The sequence below is a fragment of the Bacillus sp. CCB-MMP212 genome (assembly GCF_022748145.1).
Lineage (GTDB): Bacteria > Bacillota > Bacilli > Bacillales > Bacillaceae_G > Bacillus_A > Bacillus_A cereus.
This window is the reverse complement of the sequence record NZ_JALDQE010000004.1, coordinates 37993-64111: the sequence shown is the minus strand read 5'-3', so window position 1 is coordinate 64111 and position 26119 is coordinate 37993. Positions and strand designations below refer to the sequence as shown.

The following is a 26119-nucleotide window of genomic DNA, read 5'->3' as shown; positions in this document are numbered from 1 at the left end:
GGTTATTTTTTATTTCCAAACAAGATTAGGAAATCGCCATAGCCTTCTTTCTCTAATTCCTCTTTTGGAATAAATCGAAGAGCTGCGGAATTAATACAGTAACGAAGGCCATTTGGTCCTGGACCGTCTGGAAATACGTGCCCAAGATGTGAGTCTCCTTCTTTACTTCTCACTTCTGTACGTGTCATATTATGACTCACATCCATCTTTTCTTTCACACTTGCTGACATAACTGGTTTTGTAAAACTAGGCCATCCACATCCACTATCAAATTTGTCTAGAGAAGTAAACAGCGGCTCACCTGAAACGATGTCTACATAAAGACCTTCCTCTTTATGGTTCCAATACTCATTTCGAAATGGTGGTTCTGTACCATTTTCCTGTGTTACATAAAACTGCATCTCATTGAGTTTTTCTTTTAAATGAGCATTATCCTTTGGCCAATGTTGCTTAATAAAAACATCTCGTCCTGAGCCTTTACGATATAACTCATAGCGGAATGTGTTTTTCTTATGATATCCTTGGTGATATTCTTCAGCTGGATAAAATGTAGCTGCTGGTAGTATTTTTGTCGCAATTGGTTTTGAAAAGCGTCCACTCTGCTCAAGCTCTTCTTTTGAGGCCTCAGCTTTTTTATGTTGTTCTTCATTATGATAAAAAATCACCGTTTCATAAGACTGCCCGCGGTCGTGGAATTGTCCCCCAATATCAGTCGGATCAATTTGTCTCCAATATATATTTAACAATTCCTCATACGGCATTTTATTTGCATCAAATGTAATTTGTACTGCTTCATAATGTCCTGTTGTTTCTGAGCACACTTCTTTATACGTTGGGTCCTCTTTATGACCGCCTGTATAACCTGAAACAACCTGTATAATTCCCTCCATCTCTTCAAATGGAGAAACCATACACCAGAAACACCCTCCAGCAAATGTAGCCAATTCTACCTTTTCATTTACAGCCATTACTTCACCCCTATTCTATATTCTCCTTACAGTATGGCATAAGAAACATAATGTTATAAAAGAAAAAGCATCGAACATCGATGCTTTTTCTCTACTTCACTTTATTTTGTTCCAACATCCTTCTCAATTTCATCACTTGTCACGTCTAAAACATCTAGTAAGAAAATGAAGATTGGGATACCGATAATCAGTCCCCATACACCTAAGAAGTGCTCTGAGAAAATTAATACCATAAAAGTATAGAAAATCGGTAAATTTGTTTTTTGCGACATAAACTTCGGATTTAATACGTAACTTTCAAGCGCATGAATCACTGTTACGATAACTAAAATATAAACAACGTACATAATACCGCCAATATTGTAAGCAATCATACAAAGTGGGAATAACGAAATGATAACCCCCGCTACTGGAATTAATCCAAGCAAGAAAATCATTAATGCTAAACCTAATAATTGCGGGAATCCTAATATCCATAGTGCAATCACGGATAAAACACAGTTAACAACTGCAATTAAAAATTGTGCTTCGATTACTTTTCCGAATGAACGTGCAAATTTCTTACCAAAATACTCAATTTCAGTATAGAAAATTGCAAGCCTGCTTTCTTTAAACTTTGCAGTAAAACCAACAATACGAGATTTTTCTAGTAAGAAAAACAAACTCAAAATTAAAGAAAGTAAAACTTGAAGACCAAATTTACCAACATTCGTAATTGATTTATACAAAATGTCTACGCCTTGTCCTACATATTTAGAAAGCTCCATATGATTGACAGCATTAACTGCATACTTAATTAGTTCACTATCTGGTGGGTTTCTTAAAAATACATTGAATTGGTAAATCAATTGTGAAATTTGTATCGTTAATACTGGTAAATATTTAAATAGTGTAATAGCAATTCCACCAATTAACATTACATATAGAAATGCTATAATAATTTTTCGATTAATAGGCATGAAATGATCTAATTTGCGGGAAATAAACTTTTGGAATCGATCCATTAAATACGTGAGAATAAACGTAATTAATATTAAATTCAACATACTTTGCAGCCCGTATAACACGAGAGCAAGTATTACTAATACGAGTAACCTCTGAAATCCTTTGCTTTGAAACAGGTTTTTTATTTGCATAATCGACGAATACTCTCTCCTGTCCTATAAACTAAAACGTTAATAAGTAGATTTCTCTCTCTTTTCTACTTTTAATTATTCATTCATATTAAGATTTTTATAAACTCATTATATGCCTACCTTAACAGGTATATAGTAGCTTACTTCTTATTTTACAATACAATGACCTAATTCAAAACGTATTCTACATAGTATTAATGAAGATTTAAGGAAACTTACATTTTTTTAAATAGGTCTTACCACTACTGTAACATAAAAAGCAAGCTATCAGTAGAAATCTGTCCTACAAATAGCTTGCTTTTCTTATTTTTTAAGTAAGTTTTACTATCCAATGAATGGCATGAACATCGGGATGACAACTACTGTTACAACCCCAACTACCGTTACAGCGATACTTGCCATCGCTGCCTCTACCTCACCCATTTCAATTCCTACTGCAACTCCTAATGCATGGCCCGCTGTTCCAAGTGCTAAACCTTTTGCAATCGGATGCTTCACTCTAAATGTTTTTAAGAATAATGCTCCTAATGCGTATACGATAACTGCGTTGAAAATAACCGCAAACGATGTAATTGCAGGAATACCACCAATACTTTCTGAAATTGGTAACGCAATTGCTGTTGTTGCTGCTTGTGGTAGCATTGAATTCATTACTGCTGTATCTAAACCGATTGCTTTTGCAACAATGAACACGACAATTACTGAACAAATAGATCCAACCACGATAGCTGATAAAATTTGCCACCAATATTTTTTCAACTTATCAACTTGTTTATATAGTGGGATAGCGAATGCAATTGTTGCTGGCTCTAAGAAGAAACTAATCATTTTTCCACCAGTATTATATTCTTCAAAAGTAAAGTTACCTACCTTTAGAAAGACAATCCCTAATACCATCGCTACGAATAATGGTGTAAATAGGAAGAACCCTTTTGAATGCTTGAATAATAATGTTCCGATTCCGTATGCGATTAATGAAACGACGATTCCGAAATATGGAGTCATTGTGCTTGCCATGTTCATTACCTCCTAACAATATATAAATTCAATGGTTACGCAACCTTTCCGTGCTTGCGTCCTTTATTTACTATTTTCAATTCTTTTGTATCTTCTGTTTCTTTTTCATCTTTTCCTAAAATGAATTGTGCAAATAATCCTGTTACAGCGAGTAAAATAACTGTTGCTACAACAATTACAGTTAAAATTTGTACAAAGTATTGCCCCATTACACCAAGAGAATTAATAACTGAAATACCTGATGGGACGAAAAGGAATCCGATAATGCCGGTTAAAGCTGTTCCAAGTGATTCAACTTGCTCCAATTTAATTACTTTTAAACATAATAGACTAAATAAAATAACTAACCCGATTACCGATGAAGGCATTGGAATTGGTAAATGCGTTGCAATAATATTTGAAATTAACATAATAGCTGAGAATATAAATGCTTGTGATAAGAAACTATATACTTTTTTCGTACTCATTTTGGCCACCTCTTTCGATTTGGTACCTTTATTGTATAGGATATAAACACTAAAGTAAGCGTTTACATAACAGAACGTCAAATATACAGAATCAGTTACAAATATAAAAGGATGAAATACAAAAGCTGCTTCTTAAATACGAAGCAGCTTCTTGAGTTCTTTTGCATATGTACGGCTAACAGGTACTTTCGATCCTTCTTTCATGATTAAATTATAAGTAGAATTGAACCATGGCTGAATTTCAGTAATATGATTAATATTCGCAATAAAGCTACGATGGATGCGCATGAAGCTTGCTTGTGGTAACTTCTTCTCTAAAATTACAAGTGTATCATGTGTTACATACGTTTCCCTCATTGTTTTTACTGTTACTTTCCCATCTACAAGCCCTACATATATAATGTCTTCAATATTCACAAGTACGATTGATTCTTCAATTGGTAATGCTAATTTATGCATCTCTGCTGCTACATCTGTCCCCTTTATTTCGTGCTTCGTTTCTATTTGCGCTTGTTTTTGTTTTTTATACTTCTTTAATGTTTGCACAATACGTTCTTCATCAAATGGTTTTAAAATGTAGTCTAACGCATCTACTTCAAATGCTTGCAGCGCATATTGATCATAGGCAGTAGCAAATACAATTGCAGGTGGATTTTTCATCTTCTTTAATATATTCGCGATTTCAAATCCGTTATCATCGGATAATTGAATATCTAAAAACACAATATCTGGTCTACTTTGCATTAGTTCTTCTAATGCGTCTTCCACACAATCAGCCTCACCAACTATCTCAACTTCTTTCGTTCTCTCTAATAAATACTTTAGTTCATCACGTGCTAACATTTCATCGTCAACTACTAATACTTTTAACACCCGGCTCTTCCTCCCCTACTTTTTTTGGAATAATAAAGGTAATCTCCGTCCCTTTATTTAATTCACTTTCGATATGAAGCATCGTTTCTTTCCCAAATAACCCAATAAGACGTTCATTAATATTATATAAAGCTGTTCCAGTCCCTTTCTTTGATGAAACTACCATCTTTCCTAATTGTTCTAAACGTTCTTCCTCAATTCCCTGTCCATTATCTTTTACTTCAAAGTGAACCATACCCTCTTTTTCAAAAACATGCACTTCCACTTCGCATATTGGTTGCTTCTTCGGAAAAGCATGTCGCAGTGCATTTTCAACCAATAGTTGAAGAACAAATGGTGGTACTAAAGTTGTCTTTAGCTCATCCTCAATATACATCTTTACCTCATACTTATTTGGGAACCTTGCTTGTTCTAATGATAAGTATGCCTGTACGTGGTTTAATTCTTGCTCTAGTGGAATCAATAACTGACGTGCCCCTTGCAAATTACAACGAAAATACACACTCAGCTGTAATAATAACTTCCTTGCTTTTTCTACATCTGTTCGGCATAAAGCTGATACTGTATTAATCGCATTAAATAAAAAGTGCGGGTTAATTTGTGCTTGTAATGCTTTTATCTCCGCATCTTGAAGTAATTTACTTTGCAACTCAGCTTCTCCTAACTCTAACTGCGTGGAGAATATCTTTGCTAACCCCTCTGCTAATTCTTCTTCAACGCGACTTAACTGGTTAGAATTTTTGAAATACAGTTTTAATGTACCTATCGTATTTCCATGTGAAGTTAGTGGAATAACAATAGCGGCTTGTAAGGGACAGCTTTCATGTTGGCAATTAATAACCTCACGTGATTTCGCCTTCATTATTTTCCCTGTATGTAAAACCTCTTTTGATAAACCAGTTATTAAACTATGTGAAGGAATATGGTGATCTGATGCTAATCCAACGTGCGCTAATATTTTCTCTGTATCTGTTAAAGATACCGCATCCGTTCCTGTAAAGCGGTGAATAATTTGTGCCACATGCTTACACGATTCTTCTGTTAAACCTTGACGAAAATACGGTAACGTTTTATCAGCAATACGCAATACTTTATGAGTCTGAAGTGCTTTTGCATTCTCCTCCTGACGCAAAATAGCTTGTATCATAGAAAGTAAAATAAAACTTCCAAAACTATTTACAAGAATCATCGGTATCGCTATTGTTTTCACAACGCTAATTCCATCCTCTATAATTAATAAAATCATAACCATTTCTAAAGATACGATAAAAACACTTAAAACTGCTGAAAACTTAGGAGTAATTGTACGATTATATTTTTTGAAAATATATCCGATATAACCCGTTATAATCCCCGCTAAAATAGAAGAGATTGCGCAGCTTAGCGCTGTCGTACCACCAAGCATATAACGATGAATACCAGCAATAAACCCTACTCCAACCCCTACGATAGGGCCACCAAGTAAGCCACTAATACCAACACCCATAATACGCGTATTCGCAATTGTACTTGACGAAGAAACACCTTGTAACCAATTTTCATTCATAATCGTATTTCCTGCTATTTCAATCCCAGTGTAATTGCTTACAATTGTAAATACCGAAAAAATACAAATAAGCTTAAGCTTATCTACATAGCCATCCTGTTTATGAAGGAGACGTCTGAAAGTTTTAATATGAGAGAGTAAAAATCCTAAAATAACTATAAGTCCGACTCGTTCAATCATCATGAGTACTAAATTTAGCATCTTTGATTCATTCCTTTTTATTTAGTTAGTTTTATTATGGGAAAATAATGAAGTCGGCGTCAAGAAGAACGAAATGTTTTTTGAAATATTTTACACATAATAACTTCCTCTTTATTTGACAATACAATAGAAGAGTGCTAAAAATAAAGTAATATAATACAGTCCTTTAACCCAACCCCGTGAGGTTGAGAAGGAAGTCGGAATACAATATACGTATGTTCTTTTCTTAGGGATACGTATGCTTTTTTGGCCTTCTCATCATATCAGGTGAGAAGGCCTTTTGTTATTCTTCCATAGCGACTGTAGAAAATAAGGAGGAGTAATAATGAACGTCACTACTGATGTACAACAAATAACAGAGGAGACGAAAGCGAAAAGATATAAAACATTATTTGGTTCTGCGCTAGGATATGCAGCAGAAGGTTTAGATATGTTGCTATTATCTTTCGTACTTGTCTATATTTTAAAAGAGTTTCACTTAAGTCCTGTTGAAGGTGGAAACTTAACATTAGCTACCACAATAGGGATGTTAATTGGTTCTTATTTATTTGGATTTATTGCTGATTTATTTGGACGTATTCGTACAATGGCCTTCACAATCTTACTGTTTTCACTAGCAACCGCACTCATTTATTTCGCAACAGACTACTGGCAATTATTAATTCTTCGCTTTTTAGTTGGAATGGGAGTTGGTGGTGAATTCGGAATCGGAATGGCCATTGTAACAGAAACATGGTCTAAAGAAATGCGCGCTAAAGCGACATCTGTTGTTGCACTTGGATGGCAATTTGGTGTACTGGTTGCTTCACTCCTTCCAGCATTTATTGTCCCGCATTTTGGATGGAGAGCCGTTTTCTTATTTGGATTAATTCCAGCTTTACTAGCCGTCTATGTCCGTAAAAGTTTAAGTGAACCGAAAATATGGGAGCAAAAACAACGCTACAAAAAAGAACTATTGCAAAAAGAAGCTGCAGGTAAATTAACACCTACTGAAGCAGAACAACTAAAACATATAAAAAAATTCCCACTTCGAAAGTTATTTGCCAATAAAAAAGTAACAATCACAACAATCGGTCTTATTATTATGTCATTTATCCAGAACTTCGGATATTACGGAATCTTCACATGGATGCCAACTATTTTAGCAAATAAATATAACTATACATTAGCAAAAGCAAGTGGCTGGATGTTCATTTCTACCATCGGTATGCTAATTGGAATTGCAACCTTTGGTATTCTAGCTGATAAAATTGGTCGTCGTAAAACTTTTGCAATTTATTATATTGGCGGTACAGTATACTGTCTCATTTACTTCTTCTTATTCACAGATTCAACATTATTATTATGGGGAAGTGCATTGCTTGGATTCTTTGCAAATGGAATGATGGGAGGATTTGGGGCAATTTTAGCTGAAAACTATCCTGCTGAAGCTCGCTCTACCGCAGAAAACTTTATTTTCGGTACAGGGCGTGGATTAGCTGGATTTGGGCCTGTTATTATCGGCTTACTCGCTACAGGTGGCAACCTACTTGGAGCATTGTCCCTGATTTTTATCATCTACCCAATCGGGTTAATTACAATGCTACTATGTGTACCAGAAACAAAGGGAAAAGTATTAGATTAAACGTAAAAGAGGAAGCATCTCATTTAAGATGCTTCCTCTTTTACGTTTTTATTTATTTTGATTTACTAGCCTTCTGAAATAAGAATGCAGTTTTATCTTCTTCTTTTACAATACCTTGTTTTAATGCTAATTCTCCCGCAACTTTAGGCGCTAACCATAGCATCGGGAATAACAAAATTGATACCGGAACTGCCGTCACTACGATAAACGATTGTAGCGCATTAATACTTCCTTCACCCATATATAAAAGAATTGCTGCAACTGCTCCCATAATAAGCGACCAAAAAATTCGCAAACTAATTCTAGGATCTCCGTCTCCAGTCACTGCCATTGAAATGGAATACGCCATTGAATCTCCTGTTGTCACTACAAATAAAATTGTTAATAAAAGAAATGCTGGTCCAATAATATTAGAAAGTGGCAATTGTCCTGTAATTGCAATCATAGCTGCCGGCATACCAGATTCACTTAATGCGTCCGAGATAGAACCAGGATTCATTAACTCATAAAACACACCTGATCCACCTAATATAGTAAACCAAAACGTTGTAATAATAGGTGCGATAATTCCAATTGCAACGATGATTTCTCGAATCGTTCTCCCTCTTGAAATTCGACTCACTAAAATTGCCATCATTGGTCCGTATCCAATAAACCATCCCCAGAAAAAGATTGTCCAAGATCCTAACCAACTTGTATCACCACGGTATGTGCTCATCGGTATAAACTCACTTACATAAAATCCAAACGAAGAAACAAACGAATCAATAATAAATCCACCTGGCCCAAATAGTAATATGAATGCCATTAACAAAATTGCTAATCTAACATTTAAATTACTTATAATTTGAATCCCTTTATCAATACCTGTTACTGCCGATATGGTAGACACGGCCACTACGCAAACAATAATTGCCAATTGAGTAGTGAATACATCAGAAATTCCAAATAATTCTTGTAACCCATAACTTGCTTGTAAACCTAAAAATCCAATTGGGCCAATTGTACCTGCAGCTACTGCAATAATTGCAGCTGCATCAATTATCGTTCCAAGCAGGCTCTTTCTTAATTTTTCCCCAAAAATAGGATATAAAAGCGTTCGAGGTTTTAGCGGCATACCTTTATGATAATGTCCATACATCATAACTACCGCACTAATTGTACCTAAAATCGTCCATGCTAAAAATCCCCAATGCATATAACTTTGTGCTAAAGCAGGCATAACTGCTTCTTTCGTTCCAGCAGATATACCATCATGTATTGGTGGCACCGTCATCAAATGGTACATTGGCTCTGCTGCTGCCCAAAAAACGCCACCTCCGGCAAGTAATGTAGACATAATAATAGCAAGCCATTTTGCCGTACTAATCTCAGGTTTTTCTAATCCCCCAAGTTTAACTCTCCCATATTTGGAGAACGCCATACACATCGCAACAATAAATGTACCTAATAATAAAACTTGCCAGAAGGCACCAAAATATTTAATTGAAAAAGCGAAACTGTTATTAATCGCACTCTCTACATAATCCTTGTTCAAAAAAACTGCAATTACAAATAATAAAAGTGAACCACCGCTAATAATAAATACAGGCCAATCAGTTTTTCGACTCTTCATCCTCATTTACACTTCCTCCTTCCTCAGCAATCTAAAAAAACAACTCTATTATGTTTTATTGTTTAAACCCAAAACACAATAATTATATATGCATAACATTTTATCGACTTCCCACATACTTATGTCGTCCCTAAAAATATGCCAAATCCCTTATTAAAAAGAAAAAAATCTCTTTCTCTTACATAAAAAAGCAAAACAAAAGACCTTATATTTCTATAAGGTCTTCGAAACAGAAATTTGATTATAACATAAGGAACTCCTTGGTTCAAAAATCCTCTTCCAAAAATAACCGAGAGTAAAGGCTTCCATTTGCTACATAACAGTAATTAAAAAAAATATATTTTGCAGAAAAAAACTGCACTAAATATTATTTATGAAAGAAATTTGGCTTCAAAATTTCATTCGGATACGGTTTATGATAAATATGAGTGGTAGCTGGAGATAATGGTGGAATAAGCCACACCCAATTACCTGTTACAACACGACCACAAGCAGCTTCTTGCTTCTCAAATTGCTGAAATTGTTGTGCAGCAGTATGATGATCAACAATACTAACTCCTTGTTTTTTAAAAGAGTGTAGTACGGCAATATTCAACTCAATTAGCGCCTTATCCTTCCATAACGTACCGTTTCTCGATGTATCTAAATCCATCATCTCCGCAACAGCCGGAAGTAAATTATAACGATCATGATCCGCTAAGTTGCGCGCCCCAATTTCTGTTCCCATATACCATCCATTGAACGGAGCGGCTGTATAAGAAATACCGCCAATTTCTAAGCGCATATCTGAAATCATTGGAACCCCATACCATTTTGCTCCAAGTGATGAAATAGGGTATTCTGGGTGTTCAATTGGCACTTCTTTTACTTCTTTCCTCGGAATTTCTTTATATGTAGGCGCCTTCCCGTTTATAGAAAATACAAGTGGCAATACATCGAAATTCGTACCTTCTCCTTGCCAGCCAAGCTCCTGACAAAAGTCCGTAAATGTAGCGGAATGCGAGTCACCGATCACTCCCATTTCTGTTTTATATCCTGCATATCGAATCAATTGGTGATTATAAATTCGTATATTATTTTCCTCACCTTGATATTGCTTAAAAATCGTAATGGTTGGTTTAACTTTTCCATCGTTCGTTGCATATTTAATATGATGAATTAATGCATTATATACACCCTCTTCATCATTTACTTCGCGCGCATCTAATATGTGCATCTTACTCCAAAATAGTCTTCCAATACATCTATTACTGTTACGCCATGCCATTCGTGAACCATGAACAAGTTCTTCAAATGTATGCTCATATGTCCCTGTCTTCTCTATCTCAATTTGAATTTCTTTTATACGTTCTTCTATCAATTGTTCTTTATGAAGCTCCTTATAACAAATCGTAATAAAATTACTTGCTTCCTCTATTAATTGTTTCGTTTTACTCATAAACAATCTCCTTCTATTTCAACAAAACCTTGCTACTTTACAGTATAAGCAAAAAGGATAGGAGTCACAAATGAAATTGAGAGTGTTACTTTTATTGTAATATTTTTCAGAAAATTAACAGACTTACTATTGACTTATATGGAAAATGGGTGTATTTTTGACTCAGGTAAAGTATTTTTACCTAGGCCAACTTTTTTAAATAGAAAGGAGGTAATGTTATGTCTTCATTTCAATTGCCAAAGCTTTCATATGACTATGATGAACTAGAGCCACATATCGATAGCAATACACTTTCCATTCATCATGGAAAGCACCATGCGACATACGTAAACAATTTAAATGCTACTTTAGAAAATTATACTGAATTACATAATAAATCTTTAGAAGAATTGCTATGTAATTTAGATGCTTTACCGAAGGAAATTGTTACAGCTGTAAGAAATAACGGTGGTGGTCACTATTGTCATAGTCTTTTTTGGGAAGTGATGAGCCCACGAGGTGGCGGTGAGCCTAATGGAGACGTTGCAAAAGTAATTGATTATTATTTCAATACCTTTGACAACTTAAAAGATCAACTTTCCAAAGCAGCTATTAGTCGTTTTGGAAGTGGCTATGGATGGCTTGTTCTTGATGGTGAGGAACTCTCTGTTATGAGTACACCAAATCAAGATACGCCTTTGCAAGAAGGGAAAATCCCCTTACTCGTAATTGATGTATGGGAACATGCTTATTATTTAAAGTATCAAAATCGGCGCCCAGAGTTTGTTACCAATTGGTGGCATACAGTAAACTGGGACCAAGTAAACGAGAAGTATTTACAAGCAATTCAATCACAAAAACATTAGTCGTATGTATAAGGTAAATTTGGTAATGTAAAATCAGTATTGTCGAAATCCTCCAGAATCCCCCGGATTGCCACCGGGGGATTTATGATTACTTCATTGTATTTATATAATGTTTTAAAACATTTTTTATTTCTAGTTTCAGCTCTCGGAACAAAAATCCAAATTTACGAGCCTTTCCATTATGTAACGTACAGTTAGTTACCTCATTATAAGGAGCTATATTTTCTCCAGCTTCCTGGATGAGTGCTTTTATTCCCGTCTTCTCTTCTATGAAATGAATAATTTCTTCCGTAGAAACTACCCCGTTACTACAGGCGTTAATTGGTCCTTTCACATTTTCCATTCCGCACCAAGCTAGAAACTCTCCTGCCTCTTTTTCATGTATAAATGACAAAGTTCCATCTACATGATCCACAACGATAGGTTTTTGGTTCACAACACATTCAACGTAAAATTGTAACCTTTTCGTATAGTCATTTTCTCCAATAACAACTGGAAAACGCACTGCAACGACTGGGAATGTTGCATATTGAAATAAAACCGCTTCGGCTAATCGCTTTCCTTCACTATAATTAAAATCATTTCTATTTCCATATGTAATTGCATATTCGTATGGATTAAAGTCCTCTTCTAACAAACTTAATGCAGGTTCATAGACAGCCATTGAAGATGTCATAATATACTTCTTCGTTTTTCCTTTCAAAAATTCACATACCATTTTCGCTGCATTTGAACTATAGCATAAATTATCGTATACAATATCATAACTTTTTCCTTCTAGACGCTCTTCTAGTAGCTTTCTATCTTCTCTATCGACAATTATTCTTTTTACTGCGCTACCAAAAGAATCTTCAGTAACTCCCCTTGTGGCAATTGTTACATCGTGTCCAGCTTGCAAAAGGTACTCTACTAAATGTTTACCAAAAAACCTTGTTCCTCCTAACACCAACACTTTCTTCAATTTCATCATCCCCATTTTCATGATTTATGAGATACCACCTCTTTTATTATAAAACGCTAATATATATAAAAGCATGAAATCAGTTTAACGATTCCATGCTTTTATGCAGATCATATATTAACGTACTCGATATTTATAAATACAATAACAGAAGTACAAAATAGAAATTACTGATACATAAACCCATAGTTCATATACGAATCCCTCTCCCCATACTCCCATAAAATAAAATAGTGAAGGTAAAGTCAATGTTACCCATGATTGTACGAAGGCAATCCTTCCAAGATATTGATTGATGTTCTTCTTTTGTGTATTTAATACAAAGAATAAATACCAAAGTAATGCCCACATAAACCACGTTAATGCATTAACAACATCATGGAATTGAACAAATGAAACAACCATATAGAATAAAGCAATAATTGCTACCCAAATACAAAACCATCCTAGACCACTACTATCCATTCCTTTTATAAAAGTAACACCTACATATAAATAAGTTAATCCAAATAAGAAAGTAGCCGCATATGAATACACTGTCCAATTGCTTTGGTCAGAAATCATGATCAAATAAAACGGAATAATAATTTGTAGTGCACCCACAAATAAATTAAAAACACCCGCACTTTTCATCTCTGCTTTCCCTAATATAACAAGACTATTTAAAAATAAAGCTGCCCCTGAAAGTAATAATCCTATATAACCCATATATATTCGTGTGAAAATCTTTACCTTTCACACTTTTAACCTCCCCACACTATAAAGTGATACTGATATTATTTTTCTTCCCATTTAAAACTACATACATAATTTTTCATCTGAATAAGTCAGACCTCCTACCTCAAAAAAGAGGAAACTTAAAACGCTTTCAATAATAAATAATCCTATCAAAATATGAAATAGGATTCCTTGATTATAAACGGACTCTAGCAATGATACAAGTGTTGGAATACTTTTCAATAATACGCTTTCAATTTCTATAAAAAATTAATAAAATAATAAAATAATACATTCCTCTATCTCATTCTACTATCTTCTAGCATAAGATATTGTAAAATCATATCATTTAAAACAGCAAACGTTCTTTTCTAGATTCGCTAATAAACTTAATAAAAAATGACCTCTTGCTTTTATGCAAAGGTCATTTTTTTATTCATCATTAAACTTCTAAATAGCCATTTTTATTATTTGATTGCCATTTCCAAGAATCTGCACACATCTCTTCTAATCCGCGTGTTGCCTCCCAGCCTAATTCACGCTTCGCTTTAGATGCATCAGCAAAACACACTGCCACGTCACCTGGGCGACGCTCTGTAATTTTATAAGGAACTTTCTTGCCCGAAACTTTTTCAAACGCTTTAACCATCTCTAGTACACTATAGCCCATGCCTGTGCCTAGGTTATAAGCATCTACTCCTGTTGTATTCAGTACTTTCTCAAGCGCCTTTACGTGACCATTTGCTAAGTCCACAACATGAATGTAATCACGGACTCCCGTTCCATCTTTCGTTGGATAGTCATTTCCGAATACACTTAATTCTTTTAACTTACCTACTGCTACTTGTGTTACATATGGCATTAAGTTATTTGGAATTCCATTTGGATCTTCTCCAATACGCCCACTCTCGTGTGCACCAAATGGATTGAAATAACGAAGTAACGCGATACTCCATTCTGCATCTGCAAATGCTACATCACGCATAATTTGCTCAATCATTAATTTCGTTTGACCATATGGATTTGTTGCACTTAATGGAAACTCCTCCGTAATCGGTGACGTTTCCGGGATACCATATACAGTTGCAGATGAACTAAAGATCATCTTCTTAACATTATGTTTCTGCATTACTTCACATAGCACTAACGTGCTTGTAATGTTGTTATGATAATATGTTAATGGAATCGCTACTGACTCCCCTACAGCTTTAAATCCTGCAAAGTGAATAACTGCGTCAATTGCATTTTCTTCAAAAATTGCGTCAAGCACTTCATGATTTAAAACATCTTCTTTATAAAACTTAAATTGTTTTCCTGTTATTTCTTTCACTCGATTTATAGATTCTACCGAGCTATTCGAAAGGTTATCCACTACTATAACTTCGTAACCGCTATTTAGTAATTCTACGCATGTATGACTACCAATATATCCTGCTCCACCTGTTACAAGTATTGCCATAATTATAGTCCTCCATATTTCATTCATTATAAACTTCTCAAAGTATATCACATATTTCTTATCCTATGTTTAACATGCGAACACAGAAACTTACATTTTATCCCATAATGATTTTATAACATATACGATTCTAATCAGGTAATAAAAAAACGCCACATAATTTTTATTATGTGGCGTTTTTTTATTAAATTACGTAACAATATACACTTAGAAAATGCGCAAGACTACCTAATAATACAAAAACATGAAAAATTTCATGATGCCCCATATGTTTAAACTCTAACCATTTTGGCTTTGTTCCATAAATAAATCCACCAATTGTATAAAGAATGCCTCCAAGTACTAGAAGCACGATACCTCCTGCACTTAAGTTAGCAGCTAACGGTGCAAAGAACAGAACAATTAACCAGCCCATTGTAATATAAATTGCTGTTGATAACCATCTCGGGCAACTAAACCAAAACATTTTAAAAACAATACCACAAATGGCCGTTGCATAAACTAAACAAAATAATAATAAACCGTTTGCGGAATGTAATGTAATTAAACAAAATGGTGCATATGTACCTGCAATTAATATAAAAATCATAGAGTGATCAAGCTTTCGAAAGAAATAAATAACTCGTTCACTGGCTACCACACTATGATATACAGCTGATGCTGTATACAGAACCATCATTCCGATGCCAAACAAAATAACAGCTGTAATTGCCGCAAAAGATGGCATCTTAATAGAAACTTTTACAAGCATAGCTAATAATGCAATAAATGATAATACAGCTCCCCCCAAGTGGGTAAAAGCATTAACCGGTTCCCTTATATAAGCATTCATATAAACACCCCTCATATAATTACATGTAGTTTCGATAACTACATGTAATTATATATGCATTATTATTAGAGGTCAACATTTACAATTCATTTGTTTCGTAATACCATATTTAGAGATAAATTTAACTTTATGCTCCACTAAGTTATAAAAGTGAGGGGTTCTACGTGAAAAATATAAATAAATTGCTTGAAACATTACATTTAGAAAAAAATATTACGCTTGAGGATATTCCAAATGTCGACTTGTATGTAGACCAGGTTGTCCAACTATTTGAAAATACTTATGCGGATACAACAAGAAACGATGATGAAAAAGTATTAACAAAAACAATGATTAACAATTATGCAAAAGGGAAACTGTTTATTCCAATCAAAAATAAAAAATACTCAAAAGAGCATATGATTTTAATTAGCCTAATTTATCAATTAAAAGGGGCCCTTTCCATTAATGACATAAAAAGCTCCTTAGAAAATATAAATGAATCCTTATTAGGCGATGATTCCTTCGAATTAAATACGCTATATAAAGATTATCTTACCCTTACCGAAAACAACGTTGAAAACTTTACACAAGACGTAAATAACCGTGTTTCAGAAGTAAGTGAGATTTCTTCCTTAGAAAATCCGAACCTAGAGAAATTTTTATTACTAACATCATTTGTGTCGATGAGTAATATGTACAGACGCTTAGCTGAGAAGTTGATTGATGATTTAAAAGAGTCCTAATAACTATCCGAATGATTGTAGTATTTTAGAAATTATATTTTCTAAGTATCCTCTCATGTTTATTTTTCTATTGGAATTTTACTCTTTCAAACTAAAAAAGTACATTTTGCATACTGGCAAAATGTACTTCTCTCTAAAATTATAATTTTTACTGTTTCTTTATTAGTAATTCAAAGCGATCACAATACTCTTTTACTAATAATTTACACATAGCATAGAAAATAAAAACATTAATAGTAACGATAAACATTCCCATATTCGTATTAGAGCCTGCATACAGAACCATTACTAGATTTAAAAAGATTGTTAACGTTAATCCTAAAGCTATTCCTGTCCACTTCATTTCATATAGCAATAAAAAGATGACAAATACTAATGCTGGGAAAGCATATCTCTCATGCATTTGCGTAGGTAACATAAAGAATGCAAAACTTATAAAAGTCGCTGCTTTTAATAGAACTGCCGTATTCATATGGCGATGGAAAAAGACATATAAACAAGTTAATGCCGCTGCAATAGACAAGAGTATTAATCCAACTGTTTTCAATGTAATATGTGGTAAAACTTGAATAGTATCTACCGTATTAGGATCCGTACCAATCGCGTAATACCAAATATTCATAGCAAATACAGTTACCGTTGGGAAAGTACCCACCGCATTTAAATATGCTTGTGTCAACATAGTAATAAATGTTCCATGTGCTGCGAAATAAAGGCCGAATATTAATAACGGGATACAGAACCCTATTATAAATTTAATTAATTGCTTACCTTCTCTTTTTTCAAAAATGATTTTTAGGAAATACATAGCAAATACAGGCGCAATTACGATTGATTGAAATTTAGCTAGTAACGCTATAGCGTAAATAGCACCAGACCAAGTTGGCTTATACATTAGCAATAAAATAGAACTAACCATCAATATACTATGTAACATGTCTACTTGACCCCAAATAGTCCCATCCACTATAACTGCTGGACTAAATGCAAAAAATGTCACTAATGCTGCTCTCACAATCGAATTTTCTATCCTTTTAGAAGCTATAGCAAAAATAATTATAGCCACTACTTCAAATGCAATTGATGGGACTCGAATTAAAACACCAGCAGCATCCACGGATATATTAAAAAATGACAATATCACTCCATAAATACCTAAAAGAGCTAAGAAAAACGGAGGGTAGTTTACTAAATCCCCATGTGCATACACATCACCTAATCCATATTTACCTACCGTGTTCATCCAATCCACGAAAAATAGTTGATCTCGTTCATATCCTTCTAAATGAAATGCTAAATATATTCGTAATAAAAGAGATGCAACAACTACTACCATCAAATAAAAATGAAGCCATTTAAAACTCCACCTATCTTGAGTAAAATTCATTTCATAAACACCGTCCTTATTTTTTATAGCTTACAACAATTAAAATAAAATTGATTTACTTATATAAAAATATACTCCTAAATGAATTACCAATTTTCCTATTAAACGGTAGAAAAAACCAATTAAAAATACTAACATACAAAAAAACAATCGTCAATCACGTATTGATTAAAGTCCATTCACATTATCCACTCTATAAGTAAGCCCCAAAAAAATATCCACCTTTAAAGTGGATATTTTCATTTATTTAATTGCCTCATGAACTTTTAATTGTTTACCTTTTATCGTTGTATTTCTCATAACCTTTAAAACCAGTGGTCCTTTTCCATTTAATATTTCAACGTAAGAAACGTTATCTTGTATCGTAATAATGCCTATATCTTCTGCTGTAACACCTTTAATTTTAGCAATTGTCCCGACGAAATCTACCGCTCTAATTTTCTTTTTCTTCCCGCCATTAAAGTACAGCTTCATAATGCCTTTGTTTATGTCCGCATTTTTATCTTTCTTTATAATTGGTTTAGCATATATCTTTTCTTCAAATGCAGCTTTCTCTTTCATAACTTCTTCTTTTGAAGGTCCAATTGCCTTTGGAATTTCAAAACCAATATACTCCTCAATCTCTTCTAAAAATCTATTTTCATATGGTGTTATAAATGTAATAGCTTTTCCACTATTTCCAGCTCGTCCCGTTCTTCCAGTACGATGTACATAGCTTTCTTTTTCAAGTGGAATATCATAATTAATAACATGTGTAATATTATCAATATCAATTCCTCTCGCAGCCACGTCTGTTGCTACTAAATAACGGAATTTCCCTTTTCTAAAATCATCCATGACTTCAAAACGATCTTCTTGTACCATACCACCATGTATTTTGTCGCAAGGATAGTTAGCTCGTTTTAACTGTCTATATACATGATCTACATTTTCTTGTGTACGGCAGAAAATAATACAACTATCAGGATTCTCAATCGTTGTTACATCTTTAAGTAGTGAAAGCTTCTCGTCTTCTATTACCTCAAAAAGAGTATGTTCAATTTTATCCGTTGTAATCCCAGCTGCTTTAATTTCGATATGAGTTGGTGAATTCATATATGTACGAGACAATTTTTCAACATCTTCTGGAAGTGTTGCTGAGAATAGCATTGTCATTCTTTTTATAGGTAATTCATCAATAATTGCCTCTACTTGATCGATAAAGCCCATATTTAGCATCTCATCTGCTTCATCAATAACTAAATACTTCAAACACTCTAAAGAAAGGGTACCCTTTTCAATATGATCCAACACACGACCAGGGGTCCCAACTACAATATGTGTCTTTTGCTTTAATTCTAATTTTTGACGTGCAAATGGAGATTTCCCATAAACTGCCGCAGCCTTAATCCTTTTGAATCGACCTATATTTGTAATATCTTCTTTTACCTGTACCGCAAGCTCTCTCGTTGGTGTTAAAACTAATGCTTGTGGTTTATTCTCTTCCCACTCCACCATTTCGCAAAGCGGAATACCAAATGAAGCTGTTTTTCCACTTCCAGTCTGGGACTTCACAACAAGATCCTTCTTTTGTAATGCGACTGGAATAACCTCACCTTGTACTTCTGTTGGATGATCATATCCTAACCCAGTAAGCGCCCTTACAATTTCCTTACTTAATTTATAATCAGAAAAACTTTTTTTACTCATATATTAACCTCATTTTATTCTGTATTATTTTCTTTTTTATCTTTTGTATACGTTACTATCACCCTACTTATTATACTTGAAACCTCACATAAAAAGGTGGATCATATCAGATTCATCTTTTTATATAGAAATAAACCTTATCATTTCATATATTGTTCAACTAATTGATAACATCTTTTGCTCGTATTGTTAGCATTAACCCTTTCATAGTACCCTCACCCTACCAAAAAATAAAAAGAATACATACAACCTTGTATAATTATCTCAATTTTTCAACCTTTTTTCATAAACGAACAATACAATTGAAAAAACGTTTTAAATTCGTTTTTAACGTTTTTTTTCAGATATAAAATCTACTTTTTAAAAAAATGTTAAGAAATCCTTTGACTTCTTAATAAAAATAATGTAAATTATCCTATGGACGAACATTTTTGATTAATAAAAATAAAATATTCGTATTTTAGGGGTGTAAATGATGGAAAACGTATTCGACTATGAAGATATTCAATTAATTCCTGCAAAATGTATTGTAAATAGCCGCTCTGAATGTGATACAACTGTCACTTTAGGAAAACATAAATTTAAATTACCTGTCGTGCCTGCAAATATGCAAACGATTATTGATGAAAGAATCGCAACTTATTTAGCTGAAAACAATTACTTCTATATCATGCATCGTTTCCAACCAGAGAAACGAATCTCATTCATTAGAGATATGCAATCACGTGGATTAATCGCTTCTATCAGCGTTGGTGTAAAAGAGGACGAATATGAATTCGTACAACAATTAGCTGCTGAGCAACTTACACCTGAATATATCACGATTGATATCGCACACGGTCATTCTAATGCTGTGATTAACATGATTCAACATATTAAAAAACATTTACCAGAGAGCTTCGTTATCGCTGGAAACGTTGGAACTCCCGAAGCGGTAAGAGAATTAGAAAATGCTGGTGCCGATGCAACAAAAGTTGGTATTGGACCTGGTAAAGTTTGTATTACTAAAATTAAAACAGGCTTCGGAACTGGTGGTTGGCAGCTAGCTGCACTTCGTTGGTGTGCAAAAGCTGCAAGTAAGCCAATTATCGCTGATGGTGGTATTCGTACACACGGCGACGTAGCTAAATCTATTCGATTTGGGGCAACTATGGTCATGATCGGTTCTCTATTCGCTGGTCACGAAGAGTCTCCAGGGGAAACAATTGAAAGAGATGGCAAACTTTATAAAGAATACTTCGGTTCTGCTTCTGAATTCCAAAAGGGTGAGAAGAAAAACGTTGAAGGTAAGAAAATGTTCGTTGAGCATAAAGGTTCTTTAGAAGATACGTTAATCGAAATGGAACAAGATCTTCAATCTTCTATCTCTTACGCTGGTGGAACAAAACTAGATGCTATTCGTACTGTAGATTATGTTGTCGTGAAAAACTCAATTTTTAATGGTGACAAAGTATATTAATTCTTAAAATTAAAAAGAAGGAGAAGCATAGAATTGCTTCTCCTTCTTTTTCATATATAAAAATGTTAAATATTTTTATTTTACTGAATTTTCTAGTATCATATTTTTAGATGCTTTTAATAAGGAGGATATAAGACATGAAAACTATAATTGAGAATCGTCTTGTTCGTGCGGAAGTACCTAACGAACTAAAATGGGATTTGTCTGATTTGTATAAGTCCAATGATGAGTGGCATACCGCATTAAACATATTAGAAAATGATATACAGAAACTTGATGCATTTAAAGGACGTTTACATACTAACTCCACAACTTTATTAAATTGCCTACTTTTAGAAGAAGAGCTTTTAATGAAGTTAACAAAACTGTACTCATATGCAAATTTAAAAGAATCTACTGATCGTACAAATCCAGTTATTCAAGCGAACTCTTCCAAAATTTCTGCTTTATGGACGAAAGTACATACTGCACTATCCTTTATTCATAATGAAATCCTCTCATTCGACGAAGGAACAATTGAAAAATATTTAACTGAAGAAACAAAACTCGAACCTTTCCGTAAGTCGTTACTAGAAATACTCAAAAAAAGGCAGCACACACTCTCTCCTGAAACAGAAGAAGCACTTGCTGCACTTGGCGAAGTTCATAGTTCTCCATACAAAATTTACGGCATGACTAAATTGGCAGATATGGATTTCACTTCTATACAAGACGAACAAGGAAACGAACTCCCTGTTTCTTTCGCATTATTTGAAAGCAAATATGAATTTTCTCCAAGCGCATACATACGTAGAAAAGCATACTCATCATTTGTTTCCACCTTGAAACGATATAAAAATACAGTTGCGACAACATATGCTACCGAAGTAAAAAAACAAGTAACACTTTCTCGTTTACGTAAATATGAATCCGTTACCCATATGCTATTAGAACCACAAAAGGTTCCACTTGAAATGTATAACAACCAACTTGATATTATTTATAAAGAATTAGCACCTCATATGCGCCGTTTTGCAGATTTAAAAAAGAAAGCATTAGGACTCGATCAAATGCTTTTCTGCGACTTACATGCACCTTTAGATCCCGAATTTAATCCGACGATTACTTATGAAGAAGCAGCCACGCTCATTCAAGATTCTTTAAAAGTATTAGGCGATGAATATAGTTCCATAATCGAAAAAGGATTCAAAGAAAGATGGGTAGATCTTGCAGATAACGTAGGCAAATCAACAGGGGCATTTTGCTCAAGTCCATACGGCTCTCATCCCTATATTTTAATTACATGGCAAAATACGATGCGTGGATGCTTCACATTAGCACATGAATTTGGACATGCTGGTCATTTCTATTTAGCAAATAAAAACCAACGTATCATGAACGTACGCCCATCTATGTACTTTGTTGAAGCACCATCAACTATGAATGAATTACTATTAGCTCAGCATTTACTAGCGACTACTGACGATAAGAGGATGCACAGATGGGTCATTCTACAACTACTCGGCACATATTATCACAACTTTGTTACCCATTTACTTGAGGGTGAATACCAACGTAGAGTATATGCTCTAGCAGAAGGAGGACAGGCCCTTACAGCTACAACTTTAACTGAAATTAAAACAAATGTCCTTTCGACATTCTGGGGAGATTCTGTAGAAATCGATGAAGGTGCGGGCTTAACTTGGATGCGTCAGCCTCATTATTATATGGGTCTATATTCTTACACATATTCCGCAGGCCTCACTGCATCTACTGCAGTAGCTCAAATGATTAAAGATGAAGGACAACCTGCTATTGATCGCTGGTTAGATGTGCTTCGCGCTGGTGGTACAATGAAACCACTTGAACTAATGAAACATGCCGGAATAGATATGTCAAAACCAGATGCAATCCGTCAAGCTGTTTCTTACGTTGGTTCATTAATTGATGAATTAGAGCATTCTTATCAAGAATAAAAAATAAGCCCTCGCTTTATGAGGGCTTATTTCATATTTACTTCCCAAACCTTTTACGATATCCACATTTCCTACAAAGCTCTTCAACCGCAACTCTTTTGGAAAATCCATCGACAATGTTTGTTGCTCTTTCACCTTCTATAATGTTAGAAAATGAATCATTATTAATATTTCCAAGGTTAATAATCCCTTCACCATCTAAACAACAAGGAATAACCGTCCCATTCGCTAAAATCCCTGCTTGATTACGAAGTCCATGACAGAATCCTTTCCCATCATCCTCTTCTTCATGTAATGCTGGCCACTGGAATTCATAGTCTTGATTAATAAAGACACGTTCTGCAATTTTTATACCTTTTCCTGGTGTAAGCTTCTCTTCAATCTGATAAGATAGATCAAATTCATTTTCAATTATGGATAATAACTCCCTATTTTTCTGAATTTCAGCATTTGTTTTATTATCCTGAGTTAAATTCCATAACCTTAACGATACAATTAAATCTGATTGACTTGTCGCTTCCCTAATGAAGGAAAGTATACTCCTTACATAGCCCTCTTTATCTTGCGAACCTGGGTGTCCATCAAAACTATGCAGTGAAAAATTCATTTGTCTTAACGCGGGCTTATTTAACAGCCTATGCCTTCTCTTATTAATTAACGTTCCGTTCGTTGTAATATTAACTTTAAACCCTTTTTCATGACTTAAGTCTAATAGTTGATCTATTTTCGGATGGAGCAACGGCTCACCCTTCACGTGCAAATAAATGTAGTCTGTGTGAGGTTTAATTTGGTCTAATCTTTTAGCAAAATCCTCTACAGAAATGAATTGCTTCTGCCTTTCCGTCGGCGGACAAAAGCTACACGCAAGATTACATACACTCGTAATCTCCAAGTAAAACTTCTTAAACTTCTTCACCTTTAATTCCTCACTTCTCTAACTACTTATACTTTTTCCTCTTCATATTACAGCATATTTTTATGGAAATAGAAACATACTTATTTTAGGAAATCTACATACCATCTAATAATATTTAAAAGACCATCGGTAATTTTTGTCCAATGGTCTTTTTATCCTTTTTATATGCAAAGAATAAATTTATTTATGATACGGTTCATCATAACTATTCTAAATAAGCTTATTTTTTATTATTTTCATAATTAAATTTAACAAAAAAGGTAGTGCCTTCCGATCCTGTTTGAATTTCTATTTTTGCATTATGGCGGGCAGCAATGGCATAACATACACCTAATCCCAATCCAGTTCCATTATGTTTGGTCGTGTAAAATGGCGTACCCAGTTTCTCTAATACTTCAGGCCTGATACCTTTTCCTTGATCCTGCACTGCAAGCACCACACAATTTTGACCTTCCTTGTAGGTGCTAATGGTTAGAACTTTCCCTGTACTCATCGCTTCTAAGCCATTACGATATAGATTCATTAATAATTGCCGTATCTCATTACGATTTAAAAGTAATTTCGGAATGTCATTTGTATCGAATTGAATATATTTATTTTGATTATACGTATCAATCTTTATTAAAGGAATAATATCGCGGATAAGTGAATTTAAATCTAACATCTGCAAATCCAATTTCCTTGTATTACCCATTGAGAGAAATTCAGTAATAATAGAATTGGCACGGTTAAGTTCTTCAATCATTAAATGAAAGTACTTATTATGTTTCTCATAGGTATTCTCTTCTTTTAATAACTGCAAAAATCCTAGTACCGTTGTCATTGGATTTCTAATTTCATGGCTGATACCTGCTGCCATTTGCCCTATTAAATCAATGTTAGATAATCTTTTCAATTCCTGTTCATATTTCTTTTTTTCCGTTATGTTTTTAAAAATACAACAAATACCATCATCATACGGGTATGCAATAACTTCGTGCCAATATTCATCTGCAGTAGAAAGAAATTCGAAATGAACTGTAGTTCGTTCTGACATCGCACGATGAAATTCCTTATACATAACTGTGTCGATATCACTCGGGAAAACATCCCATATATTCTTTCCTAATACATCTTTTGCTGTTTTTCTTTGCGGAAAATATTGGTGCTTATTTACGTACGTAAATTCCCATTTATTATTTAAAGTAAAGAATCCATCCGTAATACATTCAATCACACTTGTAACTTTTTCATTAGCAGCAGCTAGCTCCCCCGTTCGCTCTTCCACTATACTTTCTAGTTTATCCATATATAACAAATTTGAAAACGTAGGGGCTGTGGCATCAACGATAGATTTTGCTAGTTGAATTTGAGAATTATCGTAATTGTGAGCTTTTCCTTCTTTCCCAACGACGATTACCCCTAATACTTCTCCCATTGAAATCAATGGGATCATCAATAAATCCTTACTATCTATATTTTTTGTTTGAATAACTTCTTGGATCTTGGCTTCATAGCTTTTCTCTGTCCAATCAGCTTCTGTCCAATCACAGCCCTTACTTAATTTCGTTGTTTTAATCGTTGTTTTGTCTAGCGGATCTAGAAGATGGGCAGTCATATTTTTACTCTCTAAAATCTGTTCTAAGTAAAAAAAGCATTTATCAAAACTCTCCTGTATCGAGGAACACATTGATAAATCACGGGTAACATTTAATAACAGCTGCTTCTCAGCAATAAGGTCTTCCTTTTGTGTTAAATTATTTGCGTTTTGAATTGCGACCGCGGCCATATTTACATAAGCTTCAACACTTTGAATTTCTGAATCTGTTAAGTTCATCGGAATCCCATAATCAAATAAAAAAACCAGACCAAATAACTCTTGCCTAAATGAGATAGGCAGAGCTAATAAGGACTTAATTTTAAACGCATCAACTGGTCTCGGATCTGGTCGATGATCCTTTGAGGTATCAGGAATATAGATGGTTTTTTTCGTTTCAATAACTTCTTTTGCCAGTAAGTCTATTTCAGGATCCACTACCTGAGTATCGAGTGTTACGCCATTTATGGTCTCTGGTTTTCCTGCAAACCCTCTAAATGTTCCATCTTCCTGGGGTAAATAAATTCCAACAGCATCGCACCTAACAATCTCCTCTGATATCGCCATTGTCACACGCTGCAATACTTCACGTAGTTCTAATTTCGTATTTATTATTTTTGTTATATTCGCGAGCCTAGAATATCTCGTCTGATCACTTACCATTCACATAGCCTCCAGTTATAGGCATAATAAAATAAATATGATAATATCAG

General features: G+C 34.2%; 21 protein-coding genes. 5 read left to right on the top strand and 16 right to left on the bottom strand.

The features are described 5' to 3' along the window. Positions 1 to 2 precede the first annotated feature (2 nt). The 6 genes from msrB to lytS form a co-directional block, all read right to left on the bottom strand. Positions 3 to 968 (bottom strand): peptide-methionine (R)-S-oxide reductase MsrB, encoded by a 966-nt coding sequence (msrB, locus tag MRP26_RS12195; protein ID WP_242806170.1) that lies wholly within the window; start codon positions 966 to 968, stop codon positions 3 to 5. Between the two features lie 101 nt (positions 969 to 1069). After that, the gene (locus tag MRP26_RS12190) at positions 1070 to 2104 is read right to left on the bottom strand and encodes an AI-2E family transporter (protein ID WP_001166009.1); all 1035 of its coding nucleotides are present in this window, start codon (positions 2102 to 2104) and stop codon (positions 1070 to 1072) included. 324 nt (positions 2105 to 2428) lie between these two features. Next, entirely contained in the window at positions 2429 to 3121 is a 693-nt protein-coding gene (lrgB, locus tag MRP26_RS12185) for an antiholin-like protein LrgB (protein WP_000168869.1), read from the bottom strand. Between the two features lie 35 nt (positions 3122 to 3156). After that, positions 3157 to 3588, bottom strand: coding sequence for an antiholin-like murein hydrolase modulator LrgA (gene lrgA, locus MRP26_RS12180; RefSeq protein WP_053563271.1), 432 nt, complete (start codon positions 3586 to 3588; stop codon positions 3157 to 3159). A 132-nt stretch (positions 3589 to 3720) separates the two neighbouring features. Next, the gene (locus MRP26_RS12175; RefSeq protein ID WP_000921848.1) at positions 3721 to 4461 is read right to left on the bottom strand and encodes a LytR/AlgR family response regulator transcription factor; all 741 of its coding nucleotides are present in this window, start codon (positions 4459 to 4461) and stop codon (positions 3721 to 3723) included. Beyond that, positions 4439 to 6208, bottom strand: a complete 1770-nt coding sequence (gene lytS, locus MRP26_RS12170; RefSeq protein ID WP_242806169.1) for a two-component system sensor histidine kinase LytS — start codon at positions 6206 to 6208, stop codon at positions 4439 to 4441. The genes MRP26_RS12175 and lytS overlap by 23 nt, the downstream gene beginning before the upstream one ends. Positions 6209 to 6533: 325 nt before the next feature. Here lytS and MRP26_RS12165 point away from each other — a divergent pair, with 325 nt between their 5' ends. After that, positions 6534 to 7832: an MFS transporter gene (locus MRP26_RS12165; RefSeq protein ID WP_071731548.1), complete on the top strand. Its 1299-nt coding sequence runs from the start codon at positions 6534 to 6536 to the stop codon at positions 7830 to 7832. A 52-nt stretch (positions 7833 to 7884) separates the two neighbouring features. Here MRP26_RS12165 and MRP26_RS12160 read toward each other — a convergent pair whose 3' ends face one another. Continuing rightward, a complete protein-coding gene (locus MRP26_RS12160) occupies positions 7885 to 9453 on the bottom strand; it encodes a BCCT family transporter (RefSeq protein ID WP_001242450.1) in 1569 nt (522 codons plus the stop codon). A gap of 361 nt (positions 9454 to 9814) precedes the next feature. Continuing rightward, positions 9815 to 10885, bottom strand: coding sequence for a nitric oxide synthase oxygenase (locus tag MRP26_RS12155; protein WP_000047620.1), 1071 nt, complete (start codon positions 10883 to 10885; stop codon positions 9815 to 9817). 218 nt (positions 10886 to 11103) lie between these two features. Between MRP26_RS12155 and sodA the strand changes: the two genes are divergently transcribed. Next, positions 11104 to 11730, top strand: a complete 627-nt coding sequence (gene sodA / locus MRP26_RS12150) for a superoxide dismutase [Mn] (RefSeq protein WP_000094037.1) — start codon at positions 11104 to 11106, stop codon at positions 11728 to 11730. 88 nt (positions 11731 to 11818) lie between these two features. Here sodA and MRP26_RS12145 read toward each other — a convergent pair whose 3' ends face one another. The 4 genes from MRP26_RS12145 to trhA form a co-directional block, all read right to left on the bottom strand. Continuing rightward, positions 11819 to 12712, bottom strand: coding sequence for an NAD-dependent epimerase/dehydratase family protein (locus MRP26_RS12145; protein WP_141240957.1), 894 nt, complete (start codon positions 12710 to 12712; stop codon positions 11819 to 11821). Positions 12713 to 12808: 96 nt separating this feature from the next. Further along, positions 12809 to 13399, bottom strand: a complete 591-nt coding sequence (locus MRP26_RS12140) for an AmiS/UreI family transporter (protein WP_000540540.1) — start codon at positions 13397 to 13399, stop codon at positions 12809 to 12811. 451 nt (positions 13400 to 13850) lie between these two features. Next, on the bottom strand, positions 13851 to 14867 hold the full coding sequence (gene galE / locus MRP26_RS12135; protein ID WP_053563268.1) for a UDP-glucose 4-epimerase GalE: 1017 nt from the start codon (positions 14865 to 14867) through the stop codon (positions 13851 to 13853). Positions 14868 to 15051: 184 nt separating this feature from the next. Beyond that, positions 15052 to 15699 carry a PAQR family membrane homeostasis protein TrhA gene (gene trhA / locus MRP26_RS12130; RefSeq protein ID WP_088022545.1) on the bottom strand — a complete coding sequence of 216 codons (648 nt, stop codon included), beginning with the start codon at positions 15697 to 15699 and terminating at the stop codon, positions 15052 to 15054. 164 nt (positions 15700 to 15863) lie between these two features. On the opposite strand from trhA, the gene MRP26_RS12125 reads away from it, so the two are divergent. Beyond that, on the top strand, positions 15864 to 16424 hold the full coding sequence (locus MRP26_RS12125) for a DUF1836 domain-containing protein (RefSeq protein ID WP_088022546.1): 561 nt from the start codon (positions 15864 to 15866) through the stop codon (positions 16422 to 16424). Between the two features lie 148 nt (positions 16425 to 16572). Here MRP26_RS12125 and MRP26_RS12120 read toward each other — a convergent pair whose 3' ends face one another. After that, a complete protein-coding gene (locus MRP26_RS12120; RefSeq protein WP_053563265.1) occupies positions 16573 to 17811 on the bottom strand; it encodes a hypothetical protein in 1239 nt (412 codons plus the stop codon). A 243-nt stretch (positions 17812 to 18054) separates the two neighbouring features. Next, positions 18055 to 19500 (bottom strand): ATP-dependent RNA helicase DbpA, encoded by a 1446-nt coding sequence (gene dbpA / locus MRP26_RS12115; RefSeq protein ID WP_053563264.1) that lies wholly within the window; start codon positions 19498 to 19500, stop codon positions 18055 to 18057. 475 nt (positions 19501 to 19975) lie between these two features. Here dbpA and guaC point away from each other — a divergent pair, with 475 nt between their 5' ends. Continuing rightward, a complete protein-coding gene (guaC, locus tag MRP26_RS12110) occupies positions 19976 to 20959 on the top strand; it encodes a GMP reductase (protein ID WP_000432447.1) in 984 nt (327 codons plus the stop codon). Between the two features lie 137 nt (positions 20960 to 21096). After that, positions 21097 to 22914 (top strand): oligoendopeptidase F, encoded by a 1818-nt coding sequence (pepF, locus tag MRP26_RS12105; RefSeq protein WP_069356593.1) that lies wholly within the window; start codon positions 21097 to 21099, stop codon positions 22912 to 22914. 37 nt (positions 22915 to 22951) lie between these two features. Here pepF and MRP26_RS12100 read toward each other — a convergent pair whose 3' ends face one another. Both MRP26_RS12100 and MRP26_RS12095 read right to left on the bottom strand, forming a co-directional pair. After that, positions 22952 to 23830 carry a radical SAM/SPASM domain-containing protein gene (locus MRP26_RS12100; RefSeq protein WP_000713633.1) on the bottom strand — a complete coding sequence of 293 codons (879 nt, stop codon included), beginning with the start codon at positions 23828 to 23830 and terminating at the stop codon, positions 22952 to 22954. A 220-nt stretch (positions 23831 to 24050) separates the two neighbouring features. After that, a complete protein-coding gene (locus tag MRP26_RS12095) occupies positions 24051 to 26069 on the bottom strand; it encodes a GAF domain-containing sensor histidine kinase (protein WP_197242344.1) in 2019 nt (672 codons plus the stop codon). Positions 26070 to 26119: the final 50 nt, after the last annotated feature.

Coding starts and splice junctions, on each gene's coding strand:
- MRP26_RS12095 (WP_197242344.1), bottom strand. CDS start 26,069: ATGGTAAGTGATCAGACGAGATATTCTAGGCTCGCGAATATAACAAAA.
- MRP26_RS12160 (WP_001242450.1), bottom strand. CDS start 9,453: ATGAGGATGAAGAGTCGAAAAACTGATTGGCCTGTATTTATTATTAGC.
- lrgB (WP_000168869.1), bottom strand. CDS start 3,121: ATGGCAAGCACAATGACTCCATATTTCGGAATCGTCGTTTCATTAATC.
- lrgA (WP_053563271.1), bottom strand. CDS start 3,588: ATGAGTACGAAAAAAGTATATAGTTTCTTATCACAAGCATTTATATTC.
- trhA (WP_088022545.1), bottom strand. CDS start 15,699: ATGAATGCTTATATAAGGGAACCGGTTAATGCTTTTACCCACTTGGGG.
- MRP26_RS12145 (WP_141240957.1), bottom strand. CDS start 12,712: ATGAAAATGGGGATGATGAAATTGAAGAAAGTGTTGGTGTTAGGAGGA.
- galE (WP_053563268.1), bottom strand. CDS start 14,867: ATGGCAATACTTGTAACAGGTGGAGCAGGATATATTGGTAGTCATACA.
- pepF (WP_069356593.1), top strand. CDS start 21,097: ATGAAAACTATAATTGAGAATCGTCTTGTTCGTGCGGAAGTACCTAAC.
- MRP26_RS12120 (WP_053563265.1), bottom strand. CDS start 17,811: ATGAATTTTACTCAAGATAGGTGGAGTTTTAAATGGCTTCATTTTTAT.
- MRP26_RS12140 (WP_000540540.1), bottom strand. CDS start 13,399: ATGGGTTATATAGGATTATTACTTTCAGGGGCAGCTTTATTTTTAAAT.
- MRP26_RS12190 (WP_001166009.1), bottom strand. CDS start 2,104: ATGCAAATAAAAAACCTGTTTCAAAGCAAAGGATTTCAGAGGTTACTC.
- lytS (WP_242806169.1), bottom strand. CDS start 6,208: ATGCTAAATTTAGTACTCATGATGATTGAACGAGTCGGACTTATAGTT.
- dbpA (WP_053563264.1), bottom strand. CDS start 19,500: ATGAGTAAAAAAAGTTTTTCTGATTATAAATTAAGTAAGGAAATTGTA.
- MRP26_RS12155 (WP_000047620.1), bottom strand. CDS start 10,885: ATGAGTAAAACGAAACAATTAATAGAGGAAGCAAGTAATTTTATTACG.
- guaC (WP_000432447.1), top strand. CDS start 19,976: ATGGAAAACGTATTCGACTATGAAGATATTCAATTAATTCCTGCAAAA.
- msrB (WP_242806170.1), bottom strand. CDS start 968: ATGGCTGTAAATGAAAAGGTAGAATTGGCTACATTTGCTGGAGGGTGT.
- MRP26_RS12165 (WP_071731548.1), top strand. CDS start 6,534: ATGAACGTCACTACTGATGTACAACAAATAACAGAGGAGACGAAAGCG.
- sodA (WP_000094037.1), top strand. CDS start 11,104: ATGTCTTCATTTCAATTGCCAAAGCTTTCATATGACTATGATGAACTA.